The following is a 22266-nucleotide window of genomic DNA, read 5'->3' on the forward strand; positions in this document are numbered from 1 at the left end:
ACGATTTAAATATAGCAACTTTGCTATAGCAAAACACCGCCACTTTTTTCAACGTTTAGGACGCTACTGAATGCTTACCTAATTCAAATGCACTTTTAGGTTTGTAAACATATTCTAATGTTCCTACTTTTGGGGTGTTGCCCATGCTGACAATAGTTTCATTTGTAGTTTCTTTATGTGACTCATCAGGGTAGAGGTCCTTAATAACCCATCCAAAATCAACAACTTTTTCATCGTTCAGATAAGTTAGTTTACTTGTAAATGTAACTTCGTTTTTTTTTAGGTTTTTGTATCCTCCAATTTCTACTGAAATAGGTGTTGAATCAACAAGTTTGATATGCTCTTTCTTACTACAGCCCTGTAAAGTAAAGAAGAGAATAATGAAAATTGAGCTGTAAAAAAGTACAGTACGACGGATGTAGTTAATAGGTTGGAAAAACATAAGAATTAGAAATGTGATTAATATTAATTTCGAGTAACAGTAGTGTCCTCAAAAGGTATCGTTTCAACCTTGTTGCAGGAGATTTGCGTAATGAATAGTAAGACTAAACAACGCACAAAATGATGTCCCTTCATAAATATAATAAAATGGCTATTTTTGATGCAAATATATGAAAAATCTCGTGTAAGTGAATTTTTTAATTTAATGGGTTTAACTCATAATAGGTCCTATGTGTGGTTATTTAAGAGCGGCACAGATCGACACTGGCATTTAGCCGCTTTAATGACCGGCTGATATATATATATGACATTATTAAAACTGTAAATGAATCATCTTTTTTTAAATTTGGAGTGAGACAATAGATAGGTGTGTTTTGATAACCTACTATAGACGATTGTTTTAAAGTAATTTAGTACTATATGAAATCATTTTTTAAAATAAATAGCGTAATCGGTTTACTCGTATTTGGGCAGTCCTGGGCTGTAAAAGCACAATCGCTAATTTTCGAGCGTGTATTTGACAAGACTCTGGCGCAGACCAGTTATATCATTGGCAACTCATTGACTAGAGAAGCGATTGTTATAGATCCTAAAAGAGATATCGATACGTATTTGGAGATAGCCCAAGATAAAGGGCTTAACATAACACATGTTACCGAAACACATATTCATGCCGATTATTTAAGTGGTTCACGTGAATTGGCTGCTGCTACTGGTGCCAAATTGTACCTTTCGGATATGGGGGGTAAAGACTGGCAATATCAATTTGCGCATCTTCCTTTAAAAGAAGGGGATAAAATCGAATTAGGAAGTCTTGCACTCGAAGTGATGCATACACCTGGCCATACGCCTGAGAGCTTAACCTTTTTATTAAGGGACCAAAGTGCACCGCTAACACCTATAAAAGCCATAACGGGTGATTTTATTTTTGTAGGTGATGTAGGGCGTCCAGATTTATTGGAGAAAGCTGCTGGTCAGGTGGGTACCCAAGAGACCAGTGCAAAACAGCTTTTTGCTTCTATAGGCCGCTTCATGAAATTGCCAGATGATACGGAAATATGGCCAGGGCATGGGGCAGGTTCATTTTGTGGGAAAAGTTTGAGCAGTGAACCTCAATCGACCTTGAAGCAAGAAAAATTGAATAATCATGCTTTGCAGTTCGTGAACAACGAGGCTGGTTTTATTGATTACATTTTAAGTGATCAACCTGTGCCGCCAAAGTATTTTGCAACGATGAAACACCTCAATAAGGTGCATCGCCCATTATTGGTCGAAATACCGAAACACCCTAAGTTATCAAAAATAGACGCAGATAGGGCAATCAACAACAAATTACAGATTATCGATACTCGCCCTAAAGAAATCGTTGCAAGTGGTTTTATACCTGGAAGTCTTCATATCGAAGGGGGAAATTCGTTTTCTACCTTTTTGGGAAGTTTGCTTGATTATGACCAACAACTCATTTTGGTAGCAGAAGAGGATAAAATAGAAGACCTGACACGAAAATTGATGCGGATTGGCTTTGATAATATATATGGTTATATCAGTAATGTCAATGATCAGGACCTAGCACTGCTAAAGTCTGATCGGGTTGACCTCGTTAAATTTGAAACAAAGATAGACTCAAAAGATGTACAGATGGTAGATGTTCGTACTGCTACTGAATTTAAGAATGGTCATATAAAAGGAGCTGAAAATATCTCCTTCACATCATTGGCCGAAAATATGGATAAAATAAGTCGAGATAAGCCCGTTATCATCCATTGTCAGAGTGGTGCACGTGCAAATATTGCCTATTCTATCTTGAAAAAGAATGGCTTCAATAACATCTTGAATTATTCCGGTGGAATCAATGATTGGGTGGAGAAAGGAAGAGAATTGGAAAAAAACGATTAAAGCATAATGGTGTTTAGCGTTCATAAAACAGCCCAATCGCAAGATTGGGCTGTTTTTTTGAGTCGATTATTTTTTAAATAATGTTTTATCGGCTTCTTTAAGCTCTTTGTCGGTATTTTCCCAAATCATCTGCTTGGAGGCCAACTCTTTCAGATAATATTGTCCGGTGTATAGCGCATCGCTCTTTTGGTAACGGTCTCCTTCGAAAATGGTGAGAATACGTTTGTCATTGCTGACTATATAGTTACGAATCAAGGTCGTGTCGGCTCCGGTTTCCGTTTGGAGGGCATATACCAATACGGTTTTACCAGGATTGTTAAAGGTGTATTTTACATCTTTACCCAATTCTGAAATCTTCCAAGTACCCTCAAGGTCTGAGATGTGGATATCATCTTCCTTTTTGCAAGAAAATAGCATCACTGTTGACAATAACAGCGAAAATAAAATTTTGAAACTGTTGATTTTCATGTTTGATTTATGGTGGTTATAAGATAGTATCAATCGATAATCATATCAAGTGTTACAGTAGTTTGGTAAGGCTTACTTCTTTAAAATGAGCAAGTCGTTCTCTGGAGTAACTGGCTGCCCATTAAAGGAAGCTGTTACAAATTTTCGCAGGTCGCAGGCGCTAGGTTCTTTGATGACATGGTACGATAAAGTATCCATGGGCAGGTCGGCCACTTGGAGTAAAAATCTACTTTGATCCACACTCTGGTTACTGAAAACAAAAATATGGTTATTTTCATGCGTCAAGCGCTTTAATACTATGGTGTCGCTTTTATTTGTATAGTTGAAGGGATACAGCTTGAGGTCTTGGGGTTTGTATTTGGCAGTATCGATTGAGAACAGGTCCTTATTTGAGCTTTCATCCAATAGCTGAAAAGCTACTACGGATTCTATGGGTGCGCAATAGATGGTACCGTTATCGTCGGTTTCCTTTTGACAGGCTGTCGTAGTGAGGACAGCAATCAAGACTGCGAGATATTTGTAATGATTTTTCATAGACTTCTTACTGGAATACGCTTATTTTTTTAGGTTATGGACAAATATAAAAATATTCTCATACAAGAGAAAATTATAGCTAAATTTACAATAAGGTTCGACAGGTAAGGGGTATATGGTCATACTGCTAATCTGAGAGTTTTCAATATTACTCTTCCCTAACATCATTGGCAAAGCCTTTTATCAATGCTTTCCATTGGGGGTACGAGGCACCCATGACTGCACCCAATCCAACCATAAAGTTCCGGACATTGTCAACGATATGGTCGTTGGCCGTATTGAGCACTTCATTTCGACCGGCATATTCAAATAAGAGGCTATTATTGCGTTGTTCGACGATCAATGTTGAGGTGGCCAAACCTTCAAAGAAATGTGCCGTTTCTTTGTTATCTGGGTTGGTTGGGTCTGGACAAGGTTTTAGACTGACGGATAATATCTTGAACTCGTTCATATCTTTAGATTCCATATGCACGACATTGACCCAATCATAACCTTTTGTTCGAGGTAAGCCTGGCCCTGGGATATCGATCTTGATATAGTCATGGAGCTGTAAGGGGCGATGGAGCGTATTGCCTTTGTTATCCACCAATATGAATACAGCTGCTGGTAATTCGGCGATGTGATGCCAATCATTGATCGCTAAGAGATTGTGAGATGCTACTATAAAGGCTTCACTTGCGATTTCTGTGGTGGAAAATTCTACTGTTTCAAAACAGTCTAGTTTATTTCCTTCTTTTTGTGTTGGAATGATGTTTTTCATCTTTTTTATTTAGATAACAATCCACGACAACGATATGTTCACATTTATTTATAGGGTTAAAATTAGAAAATGGGCTGATAAAAAAAAGTAGAATTTTTTGGCATTAATTAAAAAAAATATATATTTGTAGCGATAAATAATAAAAAACCCTTTTAAACGAAGAACAAAAATGTCTATAGTTACTATAACATCAACTAACATTACTGCAACGATTGCAGTCGTGATTCTTCGTGCCCAGATATAACGGATTACATCAAATCAATATATTTAAAGCCCGAAGATAATTCGGGCTTTTTTGTTTATTCTATTTTTTACACGCAAATTTTCCCGAATTGAAATCTGTTGGATCAGTTTCCAACGTATTTATTGTGTTTTCCTAAACACATTTTTTTCAATTTTATTAAACAATCATGGGAAGTAAAATCTCAGGGAAAGACCTTATAAAATTAGGCTTTCCACAAAATAATACAATTAATATAGGTTTGACGCAGATACAGCGCTACCGAAAGCGGGAGAAAAAAGAATCCATCTTGCTTGAAATCAAAGAAGTATTAATAGATCCTGCAAAGTTTGCGGGCGACGGTACTTGGGGTAAAGTCGTCGAAAGCTTGGTAAACAGGTGATTGGTGGCGGTATCGATGAATCGCCTATGGCATATAAAGACATTGAAAAAGTAATGTATTTACAACAAGAATTGGTGCAGGTTTTGGGGATGTTCAGACCCAAGTTTGTACGTATGGAAGGATAATAATCTATGGAAATTAATATTCAATTAAGTTCGGGAAAAGGTCCGAAGGAATGTGAGTTTTTTCTCACAAAGGTTTTAGATATTTTACAGAAGGAAGCCATGTCTAGGCAGATAGAGGTGACGATAATGAATCAAGATAGGAGTGGTGACGGTTTATTGAAATCGGCTATTTGTAAGTTAAGTGGAGATGAGTTGGAGTTATTTCTCCAATCATGGAAGGGTTCTTTGCTTTGGATCTGTGAAAGCCCTTTCCGTAAATACCATAAAAGAAAGAATTGGTTTATTGCAGTATTCATAATTTGCGAAACGAAGCAGGTAACGCTTTCGGATCATGATATTCTTTATCAGACTATGCGTAGTTCAGGTGCTGGAGGGCAGCATGTCAATAAGGTCAGTTCTGCTGTTCGAGCATTGCACATGCCTACTGGTATCATGACCGTAGCGATGGATAGTCGATCGCAGTTGCAAAATAGAAAGATAGCTAAGGAACGGTTGCAACAAAAATTGATGGAAAGACAACTGGACCTGGATCAGCAGCAGAGCGCCCAACAGTGGCAAAACCATACTGAACTAGAGCGTGGTAATCCGGTACGGATATTCAATGGTATGAAGTTTAAGGATTGAGTAGTATATGTAAAGTTATTGTACATGTTTTTCAAGAAAGATACTATTGAACTTGATCAATTATCTTGATATTTTGAGGGTCATAAGTGTGACTTAGTTCTGACTTTCAGAACTTCATTTTTAAGATAAAATAACAATTCCTTAATGTTAAATATTTATAAAAGCTAAACTTTAAATCTATTTTTGAAGTAATATTAGATTTAAAGTTTAATATATGTAAACTTTAAACAAATTTTATTATTATTGATGCATATATCTTCTATTGAAGAATAAACCTTGAAAGTGTAATAACCGATTTATAAAGAACTTAAATAAAATAGCGTATGATCAAGTAACTATTATTTAAATTAGAAAGGAGATGCGACAACATCTCCTCATTCTAAGGAATCAAAACTGTTCAAAATTTTTAATTAACCTTATTTTTTTCAAATATGAAAAATAATTTTCTCGTATACAAATGGGGCGGGAACTTTACTGCCCCATTTGTCCGAGTTACATTCATGTCAAGTGCGCTTTCGCTAGCCCTTGTACTATCATGTAATGATGCCTATTCACTGAATTCCAGAACGGATTTTAAGTTGAATCCTACTTTCGAATCAATGCTTTTAAGTCATCAGCAGAGTTATCATGTAAAAGCCCAGGTTCGGGATGAAAACGGACATTCGATCGAAGGAATCACCGTTACGGAAAAAGGTGCTCGAAATGTTACTAAATCAGATAAACAAGGGAACTTTGAATTATTAGTGGCACGCAAAAATAGCGTTATAGTTCTTTCAGGGGTGGGTTTTTCCACAAAAGAATTTGCAGCCAAAGATTTAGCTAATGCTAATGTTGTGATGAGTAAAGATCAACATGAATTAGATGAGGTAGTGATAACTGCCTATGGTAAAGTGAAAAAGAGTAGTATGACTGATGCTGTAGCAACAGTTAGTGGAGAAAAATTGGCAAATAGACCAATTCGTACCGTAACAGATGGATTAATCGGTCTTTCTCCTGGTGTTAATATCAGGATGCCAAGTGGTGCTCCAGAGAGCAACCCTACCATAAACATACGTGGATTTACATCCATCAATGGATCAGCTTCGCCCTTAGTACTAATAGATGGTGTGGAAAGACCTATACAAGATGTCAACCCTAATGATGTTGAAAGTATATCGATCTTGAAAGATGGGGCTTCTACTGCTATTTATGGATCTCGTGCTCCATATGGTATCATATTGATTACGACTAAGAGTGGTAAGGCCGGTAATTTGACGGTGACTTATTCTGGAAATGTAAAGGTAGGTAAACGAGTGACATTTCCCACTCAGCCTTCCTCTCCTGAATGGGCGAGATACATCAACATGGCTCAAAAGAACGGTTGGCCAAATGGAACGGGAACTGATGGTGTAGATGCTATCACAATAGAAAGAATGGAAGCTTGGCTTAGACAAGATTGGAACCATTCGTCCTTTGATGATCTAAGAGCACAATTTGGAGATAAAGCGCAGCAATATATTGAGAATGGTCAGTTTCCAACAACAAATGCAGGTTTTAAAAACTGGACTAGAGAACAGTCTTTCGCAACTACTAAACTGTATGATGCCTATCTGAATAAGTCGGCAGTAAGTAGTCAACATAATGTGAATATAAGTGGTGGTACAGACCGTGCCCAATACTTTTCCAGCTTTGGCTATAATGGAACTAAAGGCTTATTTAAAGGTGACCTCAATAATAATACACGCTATAATTTTCAGACCAAATTGAATTATAAGGCCGCTGATTGGTTAGATCTACGAACAGATGTTAATTATGTATCGCAGCAAAATATAGGACCAAACTATAGGGCAGGGTCTGCTACTGACCCTGGATCAGGGAGTACCTTAGCAAATTACGGAGATATTTTTGGTAGTATGATGCAATATTTTGCGACGCCTTTGCGTGTACCATCAGGTAATGCTTATTCGTGGATATTAGGTGCTGCAGGTATTATGGGTGAGGGTGGCGCGATCAGTAATGAAAGAAATGATATCGTGTTAACAGGTGGGGCTACGGTCAAACCGTTTAAATATTTTGAGATTAATGGAGATTATACCTATAGGGTTAATAACTCGAATTTTTCAAAGGTAGATAAAGTGGTTTATACTGAATTACCGGATGGTACAAAAATTCAAAACAATCGATCTGCAAATATTAGCAGTATTTCAAAGAGTAGCGGAATGCAAAAATATCAATTCGCGAAATTCAGTGCACAATACAATCGGAATTTTGTTGACAAGCATAACGTGCTGATTCAAGTAGGAATGCAAGCTGAGGAAAATAACTATCAGTCTCTTACGGGTAGTAAAACCGATCTGTTTGCGCAAGACGTAATTGAATCTCTTAATGGAGCAGCCAATAATCCTCTGGCAAGCGATAACATGTATGAATGGGCAACATTGGGTTACTATGGTGTTGCGAGCTATGACTATCAACAAAAGTACATGATTAAGTTTGCAGGAAGAAAGGATGCGAGTTCGCGCTTCTCTCCAGATTCACGTTGGGGGTTCTTTCCATCGATATCAGGGGCTTGGAATGTAGCTAAAGAGTCATTCTGGCCATTGAAGGATGTCATATCCGAGTTAAAACCTAGGGTATCTTGGTCGACTTCTGGTGACTTGACCTCTGTTGGATCAAGTAATTATTACACTTATTTGCCAACTCTTGGTTTTTCTGTTAATAAAAATACACTTTTGGGTGGCAATTTCTCCAATGTGGCAAGTGCACCAGGTTTAGTCAGTTCCTCTTTGACATGGGCGAAACCAACTGTATTGAATGTTGGTGTGGACGTAACAACATTGAATAGAAGATTAAATATCTCGTATGAATGGTACCAGCGTAGGATTATTAATCAGATGGGGCCAGCTGACCCTATTTCAGCAGTATTAGGTACTGCGGCTCCGCAATTGAACAATTCGGAGTCAGAAACCAGAGGATGGGAACTAAGTATTGCTTGGAATGATAAAATTCAATTGGCTGGAAAACCTTTTCTGTATGATGTTAGGTTCAATATGAGTGACTATATCGGATATGTGACTAAATACTCTTCCAATCAACTTGGTCTTCGTAGTGGTAGCTGGACGCCGGGTGAATTATTTGGTCAAAACTACATGTATCAAGGAAATGGTATCGCAAATAATACTAACGATCTAAATGGTAAAACCCTAACTGGTGAATATAATTATCCTGGATATTTGATGTATAAAGATCTAGATGGTGATGGATATATCGGGTCGGGTACAGGTGGATTTTGGTACAGTATGGGAGATCAAGTGAAAAATGGTTTCAATTATCCTCGAAAATCTTTTTCTATTCTTCCTTCATTTTCTTGGAATAATTTCAGCGTTTCTGCCGTATTGGAAGGGGTTATGCACTGGAAGATATTCACAAGTTCAGACTGGGTGTGGGGAAGTAGTGCTGGTTCTGGTGGAACTGCTTATTTCTACACGCCTGTATTTGAAGAAAGTTCTAAACTAGGCTACTGGACTCCTAGTAATAAAGATGCTTTTTTCCCCGCTCTAAATACCAGCAGATCATTGGCTTCGGATAGTTATACCTTGAATTTAGCACATCTGCGCGTTAGAAATATCACAGTTGGATATGATTTACCTGAAAAAATCATCTCTAAGGTGAAATTGAAACGTGCGAATATTTATTTCAGTGGTGAAAACCTTGGATTTTTGTACAATAAGTCCTTTATTAAATATGACCCTGAGTTGCTTAGTAATCTTGGTGGATTGTTTTCAGCGAGTACAAATGGATATCCACCGCTACGTTACTTCTCTCTTGGTGTGAACCTAAGTCTGTAATAGAAGTACATTAAGGAAATCGTTTAGAAATTAAAATAGACCTATGAAATCTCATATACAATTTAATAGCTATCAGAAGCTCATCATGTTTGGGCTTATGATATTGATTGGTTCTTGTTCCAAAGATTTTTTGAATCGGGAACCGCTTACTTCTGTAAATTCCACAAATTTTTTTAAAACAGCATCAGATTTACAGATTTATACCAATGGGCTTTACTCCAAGTTGGCGCCTCAATATAATACAATGGGCGGTAGTGGATCTGTTTCTGGTGGAAACAGTAATTTGGGATTGGATCTTAATACAGATGTAATGATTATGCAAGCTACCGTGACAGGTAGTTTGAATAGATGGAGTGTCGCATCGACGGCTCCTGAAACTAATGGCTCCTGGAATAATGGCTACGCTGCCATTAGAAGTGATAACTACTTCCTGTATCATGCAAATAAAAATGCTGAAAAGAACGATGGAACTAACCATTATATCGGTGAAGGATACTTTTTTAGAGCATGGGATTATTTTAATCTACTTCAAAATTTTGGAGGTGTTCCAATCGTTAATGAATTGCTTAATGAGCAAGATGCGGATAAACTATATAAGCCAAGAGCTTCTCGATATGAGGTAGCAAAGCAGATTATCAATGATATCGATTCGGCTATAGACAGACTGCATTGGAAAGGTGAGGGGGAGGCTGCTATGGTCGGTAGACTCAATAAGGAAGCAGCGCTTAATTTGAAGGCACGGGTAGCCTTGTTTGAAGGTACATGGGAATATTACCACAGTAAGAAAGGTACTGCATTTGCTGCTACTGGCAATGATGGTGTAGACCTTCTGAAACTTATTGAGCCAACGGTCAATTTGTTGATCAGTCGTCACGGTAGTCGTATATTTACGATGGGTGGTGATACAGATATGGCTTACAATCAGTTATTCTCTCAAAAAGATGCTAGTAATGTCGATGGTGTTTTCTTTTATAAAGTATATGATGCCTCTAAGCTTACTTATAGTCATAATTTCTTTTTTAAAATTAAGGACTTTGGTCATGCAATCACAAACCGTTTGGTTGATGTGTATCTAAAGAAAGATGGATCACCCCAAGAGATTGGATTAGCATATACGGCTTCTTTAAATGAGCTTGGGAATACTTTAGACCCACGTTTTAAACAGACTGTTTGGACACCCGATCGTGGCCCTCAGAATATGTTGCCTGGCCGTGGTGGTGATGGAGACCCATTTAGATATCCATTTATTGCCCATCAAGCTCCATATACGGAGGGTTATACTTCTACTGGATATCGTAATTATAAGGGAGCAATCTTTGCTCAGGAAGCTACAAAGGGTGAGACGGATGATATTTTGATGCGATATGAAGAATCGCTATTGGCTCTGGCTGAGGCTAAAGCGATATTGGGTACAATCTCCCAAATTGATCTAGATAAGACCGTTAATGTGATCAGAGCAAGAGTAGGTATGATTCCAATGAAAATAAGTGCAGGAGCTGGTGTCCAATACGATGAACAATATGGTTTTGATAGGGCTGAGTCTGCTCTAGTTAATGAAGTAAGAAGAGAAAGAATGGTAGAGTTGGCTTTAGAGGGATATAGACTCAATGATCTTAAAAGGTGGGCAGTTTATGAACGTGTAATCAATGGATACCAGCCGAAGGGTGCTTTACTAGAAGAATATTTGGATTATTATAATAGAACACCTGAACAGATAGCCTTGGATAAAGGAAGCAATTCTGCCTTATATAGTCAAATCCGTCAGGATGGTTATATGTTGGCTGAATTTAAACTCGATCCAAGTAGTAACGTGGCCCGATTTCCTGATGGAAGGATTAATCCTTGGTTTAAAGTTGCTGATTTTGTCCCAGGAGGCCGCGGATTGTTTATAGAAAAGAATAGAGACTATTTGAATGCAGTACCTCTACAGCAGATAAAACTTTACGAAGTGAATAACAGTACGCTTGTACAAAATCCAGGATGGAATTAGATAGACTTGAAATACGGATTAAAAAATACATATCATGATATATAAAATTATAAATATTTGCGGCATTGTTTTTATGCTCACTACCTTGTTTTCATGCTTAAAACCAAGTGTGGAGCTTGATCATGGTGCTTGGGGAGATAATGCTTTCATTACATCGGTGGTGTTGTTCCAATATATTGAAGTGACCAATGACCTGGGATATGGAGAACCAGTAACAGGATATCAAAATGTAGGAATCAGTACAATTTCTAATGTTGTAAATAAGGAAAATCAGACTATAACTGTTGTAGCGAAAAAGGGAACCGATTTAACACAAATGGGTATTCGATTTACACATTATGGAACCAAGATTGAACCATTGGATAATGCGCCTGTTGCAGGCGTAATCAGTGACTTTACTAAAGGTTATTTTAAATATAATGTATACTCAGCAGATGGGACGATCCGTGAGTGGAAATTGATTATTTCTGTTGAACAGTAACTGTTATCTGTTTTCCTGTTTTTTTTGATTAGCTCCGAGATTATTCTCGGAGTTTTTGTTTTCAAGAATGTTGAGGATATCTAATCAATAAAAGTTTTAATTCTAAAATTAAGTTGGCGTGTTTTGAACGCCTTCATCTTTTACGATTAATAGCAATGCTAATTGCTGTTGTTTAAAATCAGCATGTGGGTATATATTGCGAATGATCGTTTTACATGCATCAACTGAACAACCGGTATCCAATCTAGCGATGTACTCATCGATATCTTCTATATCAAGGTATCGTATGGCGGTGATCTTACCTACACCTTTAGATTCTTCGAGCAAAGTGATGTCAAACAATCGCCCAACTTGATATTTTGGATTTGGCAATCGTAATGTGGTAAAGGCCTGGCAGTCCAATTTGTTATTCCAGTTCTTCGAAAAATTTAATTGTTCCATTTGAGAGATTTTTTTGAAATGTACAATGATGAGGTCAATATAGTAATAAAGAAGATGTTTTTTCATCTGCTTTATTATTTATGGGCCCTTGATTATTTGGGTATTTATCCGACAACGGATTGTAAGAATCTTATTATAAATGAAATAGTGCCTCCATTAATAAATGTAATTTCAGGGAATTTATTATCTTGCAAAGTAGTTACAACCAAGCTTAATGAAAATTAAGTAAAACCTAATAACATAATGATAAAATTTCCAAATAAAAGGATGAAAGTTCTTTTTATTATCGCGGCTGCTGTTGTTGCAGCGTATGGTATCTTATTTCTCATACGATCAAACCAACCTGCATTACCATTGAAAAAGGATGCGCATATTGTGCTCATCGGTAACAATTTGGGTTCACGAATGATGAATTATGGGCATTTCGAGACGGAATTGCAAATGCGTTATCCTGACTCTAATCTCTTTATTCGAAACATGTGCGATGGGGGGAATACCCCTGGTTTCCGACCACATGCAAGTCGCCAAACACCTTGGGCATTTCCGGGAGCAGAAAAATTTCAAACAACGCTTGCTCATCCTTCGGATAGCCAAGGTTTTTTTGAAACGGAAGATCAATGGCTCACGCGTTTGAAGGCGGATATCATTATCGCTTTCTTTGGTTATAATGAATCTTTCGCGGGTGCCGCAGGTTTGGAAAACTACAAAGCTGAGCTAGATGCTTTTATCAAGCATACACTTAAACAGCAATACAACGGTACATCAACTCCAAAATTGGCCTTAGTTTCTCCCATTGCTTTTGAAGATTTGTCCGACCAGTTTGATCTACCTGATGGAAAGAAAGAAAACAAAAATCTAGCACTATATGCAGATGCCATGAAAGTAGTTGCAGCAGAAAATGGTGTTCATTTTGTAGATGTGTACACGCCAACGAAAAGATGGTTTAAGTGGACGAGAAAACCGATTACAATTGATGGTTCTCAACTGAGCAATGATGGTTATGCTCGTTTTGCACCTTTATTGGCTGATCTGATCTTTGGTAAGGAAGGTATCAAGCATGAAGAGCATCGTGATCTTGTGCATGCTGCAGTTATTGAAAAAAATTGGATGTGGCATAACGATATTAAAATTCCGAATGGTGTACATGTCAATGGGAGAAGATATGATCCTTTTGGCCCGGATAATTATCCTGCTGAAATTGTTAAAATCCGTGAAATGACTGCGATCAGAGATCGTGCCATCTGGGCGGCAACTCATGGGGAACAAATGAACGTAGCTATTGAAGATAAAAAAACTACTCCTGCACCTGAGGTTCAGACGAATTACAATCCGGATCAAAATGGTAGTCTTGCCTATTTATACGGGGATGATGCATTGGCTAAATTGAAAGTTGCTCCTGGCTTTAAAATCGAGCTTTTTGCTTCGGAAAAAGAATTTCCAGATTTGGCTAATCCATGTCAGATTACCTTCGATAATAAAGGTCGTCTGTGGGTAGCCACCATGCCTAGCTATCCGCACTATAAACCTGGTGATTCGAAACCTAATGATAAGTTGATTATTTTGGAGGATACAGATCATGACGGTAAAGCAGATAAGCAAACTGTTTTTGCTGATGGGTTGCATTTGCCTGTGGGCTTTGAAATTACAGCAGATGGGGTCTACTTATCTCAAGGAACTAATTTTATGCTATTAAAGGATACGGATGGTGATGACCGTGCTGATGTTAGAGAGATTATCTTAAGTGGTTTTGATGATCATGATACGCACCATAACATTCATGCTTTCACTGTGGATCCATCTGGAGCACTCATCATGGGTGAGGGTGTGTTTTTACATTCCAATATAGAGACTTCTTATGGACCTGTGCGTGCTACCAATGGTGGATTTTATCGTTATAGTCCGCAACGTCGCCATCTGGAACGTATGGCCCAACCTTACGTGCCCAATCCATGGGGTATTGCTTTTGATGACTGGGGACAAAATTTCTATGCAGAAACTTCTGGACCTGATGTGCACTGGATGCTTCCGGTAACTATCAAGCCAAAGTATGGTGTGGTTACGCCTAAATCGCGAAATCTGATTCAGGATGAACATCGCGTGCGTCCGACTTCGGGACTTGAGTTTGTGTCTAGCCGTCATTTTCCAGATGAATGGCAAGGTGATTTTTTAATCAATAATACAATCGGTTTTCTGGGAACCAAGCAACATAGTATAGTGGATGAGGGAACGGGGTATAAAAGTATGCATAGGCAAGATCTATTGCAAGGTGAGGATAAAAACTTTAGACCTGTGGATATGGAATTCGCTCCTGACGGTTCTTTGTATATCGCCGATTGGCACAATATGCTGATCGGGCATATGCAGCATAATGCGCGCGACCCGCTACGTGATCATGTGCATGGCCGTATCTACAGGATTACTTATCCTGCTAGACCATTGATCAAGCCTGCTCAAATTGCAGATGCTGGTATTCCTGTGCTTTTGGAAAATCTGAAACTTCCGGAATATAGAACACGCTATCGGACTCGTGCGGAATTACGGGGACGTAAAGCTGATGAGGTGCTGCCGCTGTTGAAAACATGGGTTGCACGATTGGATAAAAATGATCCGAAATATGCGCATCATTTGACAGAAGCACTTTGGGTAAGTTGGGGACTAAACCAAGTTGATCAACAATTGCTCCGTCAGTTGTTGCAGGCGCCAGATTATCACGCTAGGGCTGCTGCAGTGAGAGTGCTTAGGTATACAGGGCATCAGGTAAAGGACCAGGATAAGTTATTGATGCAAGCTGCTCAAGACACAAGTGGTCGCGTTCGTCTTGAAGCCATGACGGCAGCATCTTGGCTGCCAAAGGAAAAGGGCCTTCCTATTTTAATGTCAGTAGCTAAAGCTGGTCTCGATGATTGGATAGAGCCTGCGTATACTATGGCTTTTGCTAATCTTAAAGGAGAGGAGGATAACGCCGAAAAGAAAGACAAAGTAACAACCTCACTGCGGGGGGCGGAACGAGATTTATATGTTAAAGGCAAAGTAATATTTGCTAAAGAAGGTTATTGTGTTACCTGCCATCAAACAGATGGTAAGGGATTACCTTTAGCTGGTTTTCCTCCACTTAACGGAACAAAATGGGTTACAGGTAGTCAAGAACGTTTGATTAATGTTGTACTGAAAGGCTTACATGGTCCTATGGAGGTTAAAGGCGAGAAGTTTCCTGGGCAGGTACCAATGACACCATTTGAGGGGATGCTAAATGATGAGGAGGTAGCTGCCGTATTGACTTATGTACGTAATTCTTTCGGCAATAAAGCTTCGGCGGTTACACCAGAAAAAGTTAAGACTGTTCGTGCTGCTTCTATTGACAAAAAAGGATTTTACGCACCTGAAGAGTTACTGAAAAAGTACCCGTTAGAACGCTAATAGTTAGTGGGTTAATCGTTGTTAAAGGGGTAGGTAGCATAGGCTATTTACCCCTTTTTTGGTTTACTGTAAGACAAGTTATGATTGAGCCTGAAGTGCATTGAAGTTATAAATGCTCTTTTTGTCAGGGCCTTTGCCCTCTAGTACGGCAAGTACATTTTTGACTGTGGATACACACATCTGTTGGTAGGTTGTAGCGGTCAAGCTTCCCGAGTGTGGCGTAATGAGTACGCGGGGATGTTTGACTATCGGGGCGTCCTGTTGCGGTGGCTCTTCGGGCAATACATCCGCTGCGAATCCTGCAATAATACCGGTATCCAGTGCGAGAATAAGCGCATTGTGATCAATCAGTGCACCTCGAGCTGTATTAATCAATAGGGTATTTGATTTCATCAAGGCTAGTTGCGGTGCTCCTATTAATACGCCAGTTTCGGAAGTATAAGGCACATGTAGACTCACGACATCTGCTTGCTGTAAGAGGGAGTCTAATGAGACTTGGGGGTAAGGGACATCCTTGGACGTTCGACTCGAATACAATACCTGCATACCAAATGCATCGCCAAGTTTGGCGACCCGTTGCCCAATATTGCCCAAGCCGACAATCCCGAGAGTTTTTCCGTGGAGCTCATCGCCCGTATATTGGTTGCGCCAGTTCCAGTTATTGTTTTTCACCTCAGCTATGGATTGATAGAGGTTGCGCATGAGCATGAGCATCAGTGCGAGGGTATGTTCTGCTATTGTAGCAGCATTGGATGCCGGTGCATGAATAACTTTGATATTCCGAATTGTAGCTTCTTGTATATCCACATTATCGAGTCCGACACCACATCTTGCTGCGACGAGTAAATCGGGGCAAGCCTCAAGAAGTGCTTTATTTATTTGTCCCTTTCCACGAGTAATGATGGCATGAATCGTATGTTTTTCCAATACTTTATTTAAGGAAGCATCATCGTATCCTGTAAACAGGTTTACCTGGCCATCAAGCAGATGGTAGGCCTCTTCGGCGATAGTTTCCAGTAATAAAACGTTTTTTTTCATCCAAGTAAATTATGGTTAATAATGAGTGTCAGCTTTTAATCGAATTATTGAGCTTATTTCAATCGGTTAATGGTCATGAAGCTATCACGAGCAAATATATACGGGGCTCTTTTTAGCGTGGTATGTGTATAATTTGTAAATGCTCATGATGGTTTCATTGATAAGGTTATGTTTTACGTTCAATATGCTATTTATGGTATAGGGTGGCATCATCAGATTTAAATCCTCTGAAATCATTTCGATTTGAAATATAGATTCCTTCTTCATAGAGTTCGTCCTGAAAGATTTTAGGATCTATTGCACTGCCTGGCGCTGATGATATTTCTACGAGGTTACCTGCGGGATCGCGCACAAAAAGCTGCATTGCTCCATCAGGCAATTGTCTAACTTTCCCCCAAGGCCGGATATCGATTGCCTCAAGTTCTTTCATGCGGAAAAAGATGCTGTTAAAGTCATCTACTTCGACACAGATGTGCCCGCGGAATGATGTCTTGTCTTCCCATTCGGATAGGTGAAGTTGTTGCTGATCGTTAAATTTGAAAAACATCACTGGGTAATCAAATCTGAATGCTGCAAGGGGCTCTAGTCCGAGTTCATGTTGATAGAATGCCGTTGCTTTTTCTAGACTGTCTACAATAAGTGTAACGTGATTGATTTTGAGTGCACGTGCCATAAGGTTAAGATTGATAGTACAATTTATAGAATGCGTTAATTTTTTTGTTTAAATTCTTGGATAAAATCCCAATTTGGGGTCAAGCCCAATCCAGGGGCTGTTGGAGCTTCTATGACACCATTTGTAACTGTAATATGCTCTTTGACCAGGTCGTACATCATCGGATTTCCACCAAGAGAAAACTCAATGATGGTGGCTGCTGGTGAAGCGAATGCAACATGGAGTCCGGCCATAAATGAAAAAGCAGACCCCCAACAGTGCGGCGCTAATTCTAGCTGATGGATACTAGCTAGATGACCAACACGCATCGTTTCGGAAATACCGCCAATAATTGCGGCATCGGGCTGCATCACATCCAAAGCTCTAACTTCTAGCAGATCGCGCATATCAAAACTGGTGAATTCACTTTCCCCTGCTGCAATAGGGATGGAGGAGGAAGCTCTTACTTCAGCAGTTCCATGTCTGTTGTCAGGACTGATTGGTTCTTCAAACCAGTAGAGGTTGCAGTCTTCCACACCGCGACAAAATTGCTTTGCTTCAGGAACACTAAAGGTGCCATGGGCATCAGCCATGAGTTTAATGTGTGGACCTAAAGCTTCTCTTGCGGCTTTTACGCGATTAATACTGTTTTGAACGGTCTGATCCATTACTCCAACACGCATTTTAACGGCTTGAAATCCCTTAGCCACATAACCATTCAACTGTTCACCGATATGTGCTACATCTGCCCAGCCACCACTTGCATAGGCAGGCATCTGCTGGCGGCAGGCACCACCCAATATATCCATAACGGGAACGCCCAATACCTTACCTTTCAAATCCCATAGCGCCGTGTCGATGCCGCTCATTGCTGAGATGGTCAAACCTCTTCGGCCAAGGATAGGAAATCTTCGACCTCTTGTAAGGGCATAATGATCGCGTGTGCCATTGTACATTTCTTCCCAAAGACGATTGATGTTTTTAGCATCTTTACCTATCAATATAGGTTTTAGTTCGTTTTCGATACACGAGACAATCGATGCACAAACGCCAGAAGATCCAACTGCTGCTTTTGCCTCACCAAAGCCTTGAAGACCATCTTCGGTGGTGATGACAACCAATGTCATGTCAAAATTGGTCAGTAGACCATAGTCAGAAAAGTGTTGTTTTTCTTTGGGGATTGGACATCGTAGCCAAAATGCTTCTACGTTCGTTATTTTCATTATTATAATTTGTTTAATAGTGGAAATGAAACTATTATAAGCCTGTTATTGCATGTTTTGTCATGTGATTTACGCTCATGATGGTTTCATTATTGTAAATTGTTTTATAAGGGTATGACGTCACCTACGAAGGTTTGAGTTGTATGACCACCTATTTCGCAGTTTCTGAGTTTAAAGACGGTTGTACTGGTTTCCGACATCGGTTATTTAATAAATGGGGATAGGGTTTCGATTGATTTTCTAGTCAGCATGGTGTAGAATTCTTCGGACACGGATGCGCTACCATGGTCTTCTAAAAATTTCTTTTGCTCTGGAGAAAGGTCTTTCGGATTTTCATCAATCGAATTGGGGTGGGGATTGGCTGGTGTGCGATCTAGAGGTGCGCAGAATTCAACCGAAAGAACTTCATCATAACCGATATGGTCCAATGTTTCGATTATTTTATTCCAATGGAGTGTACCCATCCCTGGCGCCATTCTGTTATTGTCTGCGACATGAAATCCAACAAGTTTTCCCTTGGCTCTTATAATGGCTTGATAGAGGTCGTCCTCTTCAATATTCATATGAAAAGTATCTAGGCAGACGCCACAGTTAGGACCTACAGCTGCTGCTAAAGCCAATGCTTGATCGCCTCTATTGATAAAATGGGTTTCAAATCGGTTGATCGGTTCTATTCCAATCAATATGCCCGACGATTCGGTATAAGCATATACTTCTTGGAGCGATTCTACGGCCCATCGCCATTCTTCTTCAGGTCTACCGTCGGGTATGATTTTACCTACAGTACCGGGTACGACAGAAATCATGTGACCATCCAGTTCTTTCACCATGCGTGCAACATCCTTTACATACCGTACAGATTTTGCACGTTGAGCCTCATCTTTAGCAAGTAAATTACGATCTTCTAGCATTAAGGTTACAGATCCCCAGCAGGAAAGGCCGTATTCTTTTAATAGCTTTCTGACGTGTTTAGTGTCATAATGCTCTGGACTACCAGCAATTTCAATTTTGGTATAGCCTAAACTGGAAGCTCTGCGAATCGTGGTTTCTATTGTTTCGGCTCGCATCCAGTTGTGTATCGAAAGTTCCATAATGTGTTTAATGAAATATGTTTGAAATAGTACGAATTGATTTGAAGTTATTATTGTCTATATGGAACTTGAATATCCACTTTCCCAGCCCATTTTTTAGGGGTCGGTTTTCCTACTGCCCAGTGCATAGCATTGATGAGTAAGCGTTGAAAACTTTCGTCTTGAAAATCATCAGGATGACCAAGTGTCGTCGTAAAAACTTTGCCTCCTGCTGCGGTTTTCCATGTCCATGCAACGGGGTTTTCGACGGCTTTTTTATCGGGATCTACCGCTGTTCCCATCAGAAGCCAAGTCGCTCCTTTTGAAGGATAGTCAGGCACGATATGGTATAACCAAGAACGGACATGGAAGGCTGGTTTTACACCAGTAAGAATGGGATTGTTACGCTCGGCAGGTATGATAGCGACATCTGTACTGGACTCATGTCCATAATGAGTATGTCCACCTTTGCCCCATCCACCAGGAGCCCCTAATGCAAATTCTCCAAACGTATTCCATTTTTCTAGTGGATGCCCTTTGGGATAATTGAAGGCATGAGTACTTGTTCTGAATCCGATTACAGGCTTTCCTGATTTCAAGTAGTCATCAATGAATTTTACTTGATCAGCAGGTAAACGTCTCCAACGTAGGTAGAATACGGCGAGATCTGCATCTTTTAGCGCTTCCAATCCTGGAATGTTCTCTTCGGAATTATGGTCAGGGCTAGCTTTTAAAACAAGGGTACGCATGCCATAATTCTTTTCCAGTTCTGCCGCTATAAGAGGTAGGGTTTCTTCACCGCTATATTCGTGATCTCCTGTGACGAATACGATAAGCGGTTTTTTTGACTGCTTTTTTTGACTTTGTGCAGCAGATGTGAATACGGTTAATAGTAATATGCCTATCGTAAATAAACATAAAACGCTTTTAAGGTGTTTCATTATGGTTTTATAATTTGGTTTGATTACTAGCGCGAATAAACACAACGTGGTATAGGAACCATTTTGTTTATAGGTTTAGTTTTACCCAAATATATAAATTTTTAAGCAAAAAACAAGTGGGTTTACAACCAGTTTTGAAGCAATTTTCTACTTTTTGCGATTCTTATGCCTGGGAGATTTAGAGAGGCGCTGTAAATAATGGTTTGGTGAGATGATCAAATATTGATGCTGTGGGAACTTAAATAAAAGATCCTATTATCGAACAGATCAACAGAACTAAAGATACTTCATTGTTTCTTATTTCCTGTTGATCTGATATTTTATATTCGTTGACGGAAGTATCATAACACAACTACTTATGTTTAAATTGCTTCAAATAGCAGTTTAAGCATAAGTAGTTGTGCTTTGTGAAATGAAACGATTGCCTAAATTTAGTGCTATGAAGGCAACGACTGCACAGAAAGCCATAATACCTGCCATTGGTAAAGTTGATTGGCCTTGTATAAAACTAATCAATGCAGCAGCGCAGCCACCAACTGTCATCTGCATAGCACCTAATAAACCAGAAGCATTTCCGGCATTGCCACTTAATGGCGCCAGAGCAAGTGCTGTTGTGTTCGGAAAAATAAAACCTTGGCAAACTAAAAATAAAAACACGAGTAGTACGGTACTGATTAGATTCGTAAATCCAAAAAAAGCGAAACTGGCAAATAAAACGCCGATAATGCTTTGTGCTCCCGAGGCTACCAGGATTATTTTTTCATTTGAGAAGTATTTTAGCGCTATGTTATTCAATTGACTCGCACCGATCAAACCAATAGATATAAAAGCAAAGATCCATCCAAATTGTGTTTCACTGACTTTGAAAAGTTCCATGAATACAAAAGGTGCTCCACCAATATAGGCATACAGTCCGGCATAAGATATAGCTCCTGTTAAAGCATAGGTTATAAAAAGGGGGTGCTTTAATATTTTTGCAAAGCTTCGGAGTATCGGTTTTGGTTTTAGTGAAATACTAGGGTCTGGTTGTTTGCTCTCGGGTAGATAGAAATAGGTACCTGCCAAAATAATCGATACGATGAAAATGAGTGCGAAAAATATGGCTCTCCATCCGAAATAAGCTGTGATATAGCCACCGATAGTAGGTGCCATAATAGGTGATACGGAAACGACAAGCATTAATGTAGAGAATATTTTGGCGCTATCTTTTACGGTAAAAAGATCCCGTACCATTGCTCTTGCTGCCACCATGCCGACGCAGCCTCCAACAGCTTGTAAAAATCTAAAAAGAATTAAGCTTGATACGGTGGGTGCAAAAGCACAACCAACAGAAGCTAAGAAAAATAGACAAAGTCCTGCATATAATGGTTTTTTTCTACCGTAACGATCTAATAAAGGTCCGTAAAGCATTTGACCTGCAGAAATGCCAATAAAAAAGCTGGAAAGTGAAAGCGTAACTTCAGATACTGTCGTTCCTAAACTTTTGGCAATTGCTGGAAAAGCGGGGAGGTACATGTCTATTGAAAGCGGGCCTATGGCAGTCAATAGACCCATTATTAGAATGATTTTTAAATCTACTTTTTTGTTATTCGTCATGGAATGTGTAAATATGCACTATTTTAATACCTATTTTATAACAAAAGGAAGAATAGCACTGGCATATGGACTTAAGTTTTATAAGAATAATGGAGCTACAAACTGAAAACATGTTCTAA

Annotated in this window: 18 protein-coding genes; 7 read left to right on the top strand and 11 right to left on the bottom strand. The window is 39.2% G+C overall.

The annotated features are described in order from the left end of the window. Positions 1-55: 55 nt before the first annotated feature. Positions 56-442 carry a hypothetical protein gene (locus KO02_RS11115; protein WP_038698322.1) on the bottom strand — a complete coding sequence of 129 codons (387 nt, stop codon included), beginning with the start codon at positions 440-442 and terminating at the stop codon, positions 56-58. A gap of 419 nt (positions 443-861) precedes the next feature. Between KO02_RS11115 and KO02_RS11120 the strand changes: the two genes are divergently transcribed. Continuing rightward, on the top strand, positions 862-2337 hold the full coding sequence (locus KO02_RS11120; protein ID WP_081918366.1) for an MBL fold metallo-hydrolase: 1476 nt from the start codon (positions 862-864) through the stop codon (positions 2335-2337). Positions 2338-2403: 66 nt separating this feature from the next. On the opposite strand, the gene KO02_RS11125 is transcribed toward KO02_RS11120, so the two are convergent. The 3 genes from KO02_RS11125 to KO02_RS11135 all read right to left on the bottom strand — a co-directional run bounded on the left by KO02_RS11125 (position 2404) and on the right by KO02_RS11135 (position 4099). After that, a complete protein-coding gene (locus tag KO02_RS11125; protein WP_038698324.1) occupies positions 2404-2805 on the bottom strand; it encodes a hypothetical protein in 402 nt (133 codons plus the stop codon). 72 nt (positions 2806-2877) lie between these two features. After that, on the bottom strand, positions 2878-3339 hold the full coding sequence (locus KO02_RS11130; RefSeq protein WP_038698326.1) for a hypothetical protein: 462 nt from the start codon (positions 3337-3339) through the stop codon (positions 2878-2880). Between the two features lie 148 nt (positions 3340-3487). Further along, on the bottom strand, positions 3488-4099 hold the full coding sequence (locus KO02_RS11135; RefSeq protein WP_038698328.1) for a hypothetical protein: 612 nt from the start codon (positions 4097-4099) through the stop codon (positions 3488-3490). A gap of 410 nt (positions 4100-4509) precedes the next feature. Here KO02_RS11135 and KO02_RS11140 point away from each other — a divergent pair, with 410 nt between their 5' ends. From KO02_RS11140 to KO02_RS11160, 5 genes are all read left to right on the top strand, one after another. Then, on the top strand, positions 4510-4722 hold the full coding sequence (locus KO02_RS11140; RefSeq protein ID WP_038698330.1) for a hypothetical protein: 213 nt from the start codon (positions 4510-4512) through the stop codon (positions 4720-4722). Between the two features lie 131 nt (positions 4723-4853). After that, positions 4854-5471, top strand: a complete 618-nt coding sequence (gene prfH / locus KO02_RS11145; protein WP_038702547.1) for a peptide chain release factor H — start codon at positions 4854-4856, stop codon at positions 5469-5471. A gap of 431 nt (positions 5472-5902) precedes the next feature. After that, positions 5903-9298 (top strand): SusC/RagA family TonB-linked outer membrane protein, encoded by a 3396-nt coding sequence (locus KO02_RS11150; protein WP_081918367.1) that lies wholly within the window; start codon positions 5903-5905, stop codon positions 9296-9298. A gap of 43 nt (positions 9299-9341) precedes the next feature. Beyond that, the gene (locus KO02_RS11155) at positions 9342-11288 is read left to right on the top strand and encodes a RagB/SusD family nutrient uptake outer membrane protein (protein ID WP_081918368.1); all 1947 of its coding nucleotides are present in this window, start codon (positions 9342-9344) and stop codon (positions 11286-11288) included. Between the two features lie 34 nt (positions 11289-11322). Beyond that, on the top strand, positions 11323-11769 hold the full coding sequence (locus tag KO02_RS11160) for a DUF5018-related domain-containing protein (protein ID WP_144243312.1): 447 nt from the start codon (positions 11323-11325) through the stop codon (positions 11767-11769). A 108-nt stretch (positions 11770-11877) separates the two neighbouring features. Here the strand turns inward: KO02_RS11160 and KO02_RS11165 are convergent, their stop codons facing one another. Continuing rightward, positions 11878-12276, bottom strand: coding sequence for a hypothetical protein (locus tag KO02_RS11165; RefSeq protein ID WP_144243313.1), 399 nt, complete (start codon positions 12274-12276; stop codon positions 11878-11880). A gap of 177 nt (positions 12277-12453) precedes the next feature. On the opposite strand from KO02_RS11165, the gene KO02_RS11175 reads away from it, so the two are divergent. Then, positions 12454-15627 (top strand): PVC-type heme-binding CxxCH protein, encoded by a 3174-nt coding sequence (locus KO02_RS11175; protein WP_038698341.1) that lies wholly within the window; start codon positions 12454-12456, stop codon positions 15625-15627. 78 nt (positions 15628-15705) lie between these two features. Here KO02_RS11175 and KO02_RS11180 read toward each other — a convergent pair whose 3' ends face one another. The 6 genes from KO02_RS11180 to KO02_RS11205 all read right to left on the bottom strand — a co-directional run bounded on the left by KO02_RS11180 (position 15706) and on the right by KO02_RS11205 (position 22147). Continuing rightward, positions 15706-16665, bottom strand: coding sequence for a 2-hydroxyacid dehydrogenase (locus tag KO02_RS11180; RefSeq protein ID WP_038698343.1), 960 nt, complete (start codon positions 16663-16665; stop codon positions 15706-15708). Positions 16666-16852: 187 nt separating this feature from the next. Continuing rightward, positions 16853-17338 carry a VOC family protein gene (locus tag KO02_RS11185; protein ID WP_038698345.1) on the bottom strand — a complete coding sequence of 162 codons (486 nt, stop codon included), beginning with the start codon at positions 17336-17338 and terminating at the stop codon, positions 16853-16855. Between the two features lie 35 nt (positions 17339-17373). After that, entirely contained in the window at positions 17374-18540 is a 1167-nt protein-coding gene (locus KO02_RS11190; protein WP_038698347.1) for a mandelate racemase/muconate lactonizing enzyme family protein, read from the bottom strand. 203 nt (positions 18541-18743) lie between these two features. After that, positions 18744-19631 (bottom strand): sugar phosphate isomerase/epimerase family protein, encoded by an 888-nt coding sequence (locus tag KO02_RS11195; RefSeq protein ID WP_038698349.1) that lies wholly within the window; start codon positions 19629-19631, stop codon positions 18744-18746. Between the two features lie 50 nt (positions 19632-19681). Then, entirely contained in the window at positions 19682-20551 is an 870-nt protein-coding gene (locus KO02_RS11200; protein ID WP_038698351.1) for a ThuA domain-containing protein, read from the bottom strand. A gap of 384 nt (positions 20552-20935) precedes the next feature. Next, positions 20936-22147: a multidrug effflux MFS transporter gene (locus KO02_RS11205; RefSeq protein WP_038698353.1), complete on the bottom strand. Its 1212-nt coding sequence runs from the start codon at positions 22145-22147 to the stop codon at positions 20936-20938. Positions 22148-22266 lie beyond the last annotated feature (119 nt).

The sequence above is a fragment of the Sphingobacterium sp. ML3W genome, from assembly GCF_000747525.1.
GTDB lineage: Bacteria > Bacteroidota > Bacteroidia > Sphingobacteriales > Sphingobacteriaceae > Sphingobacterium.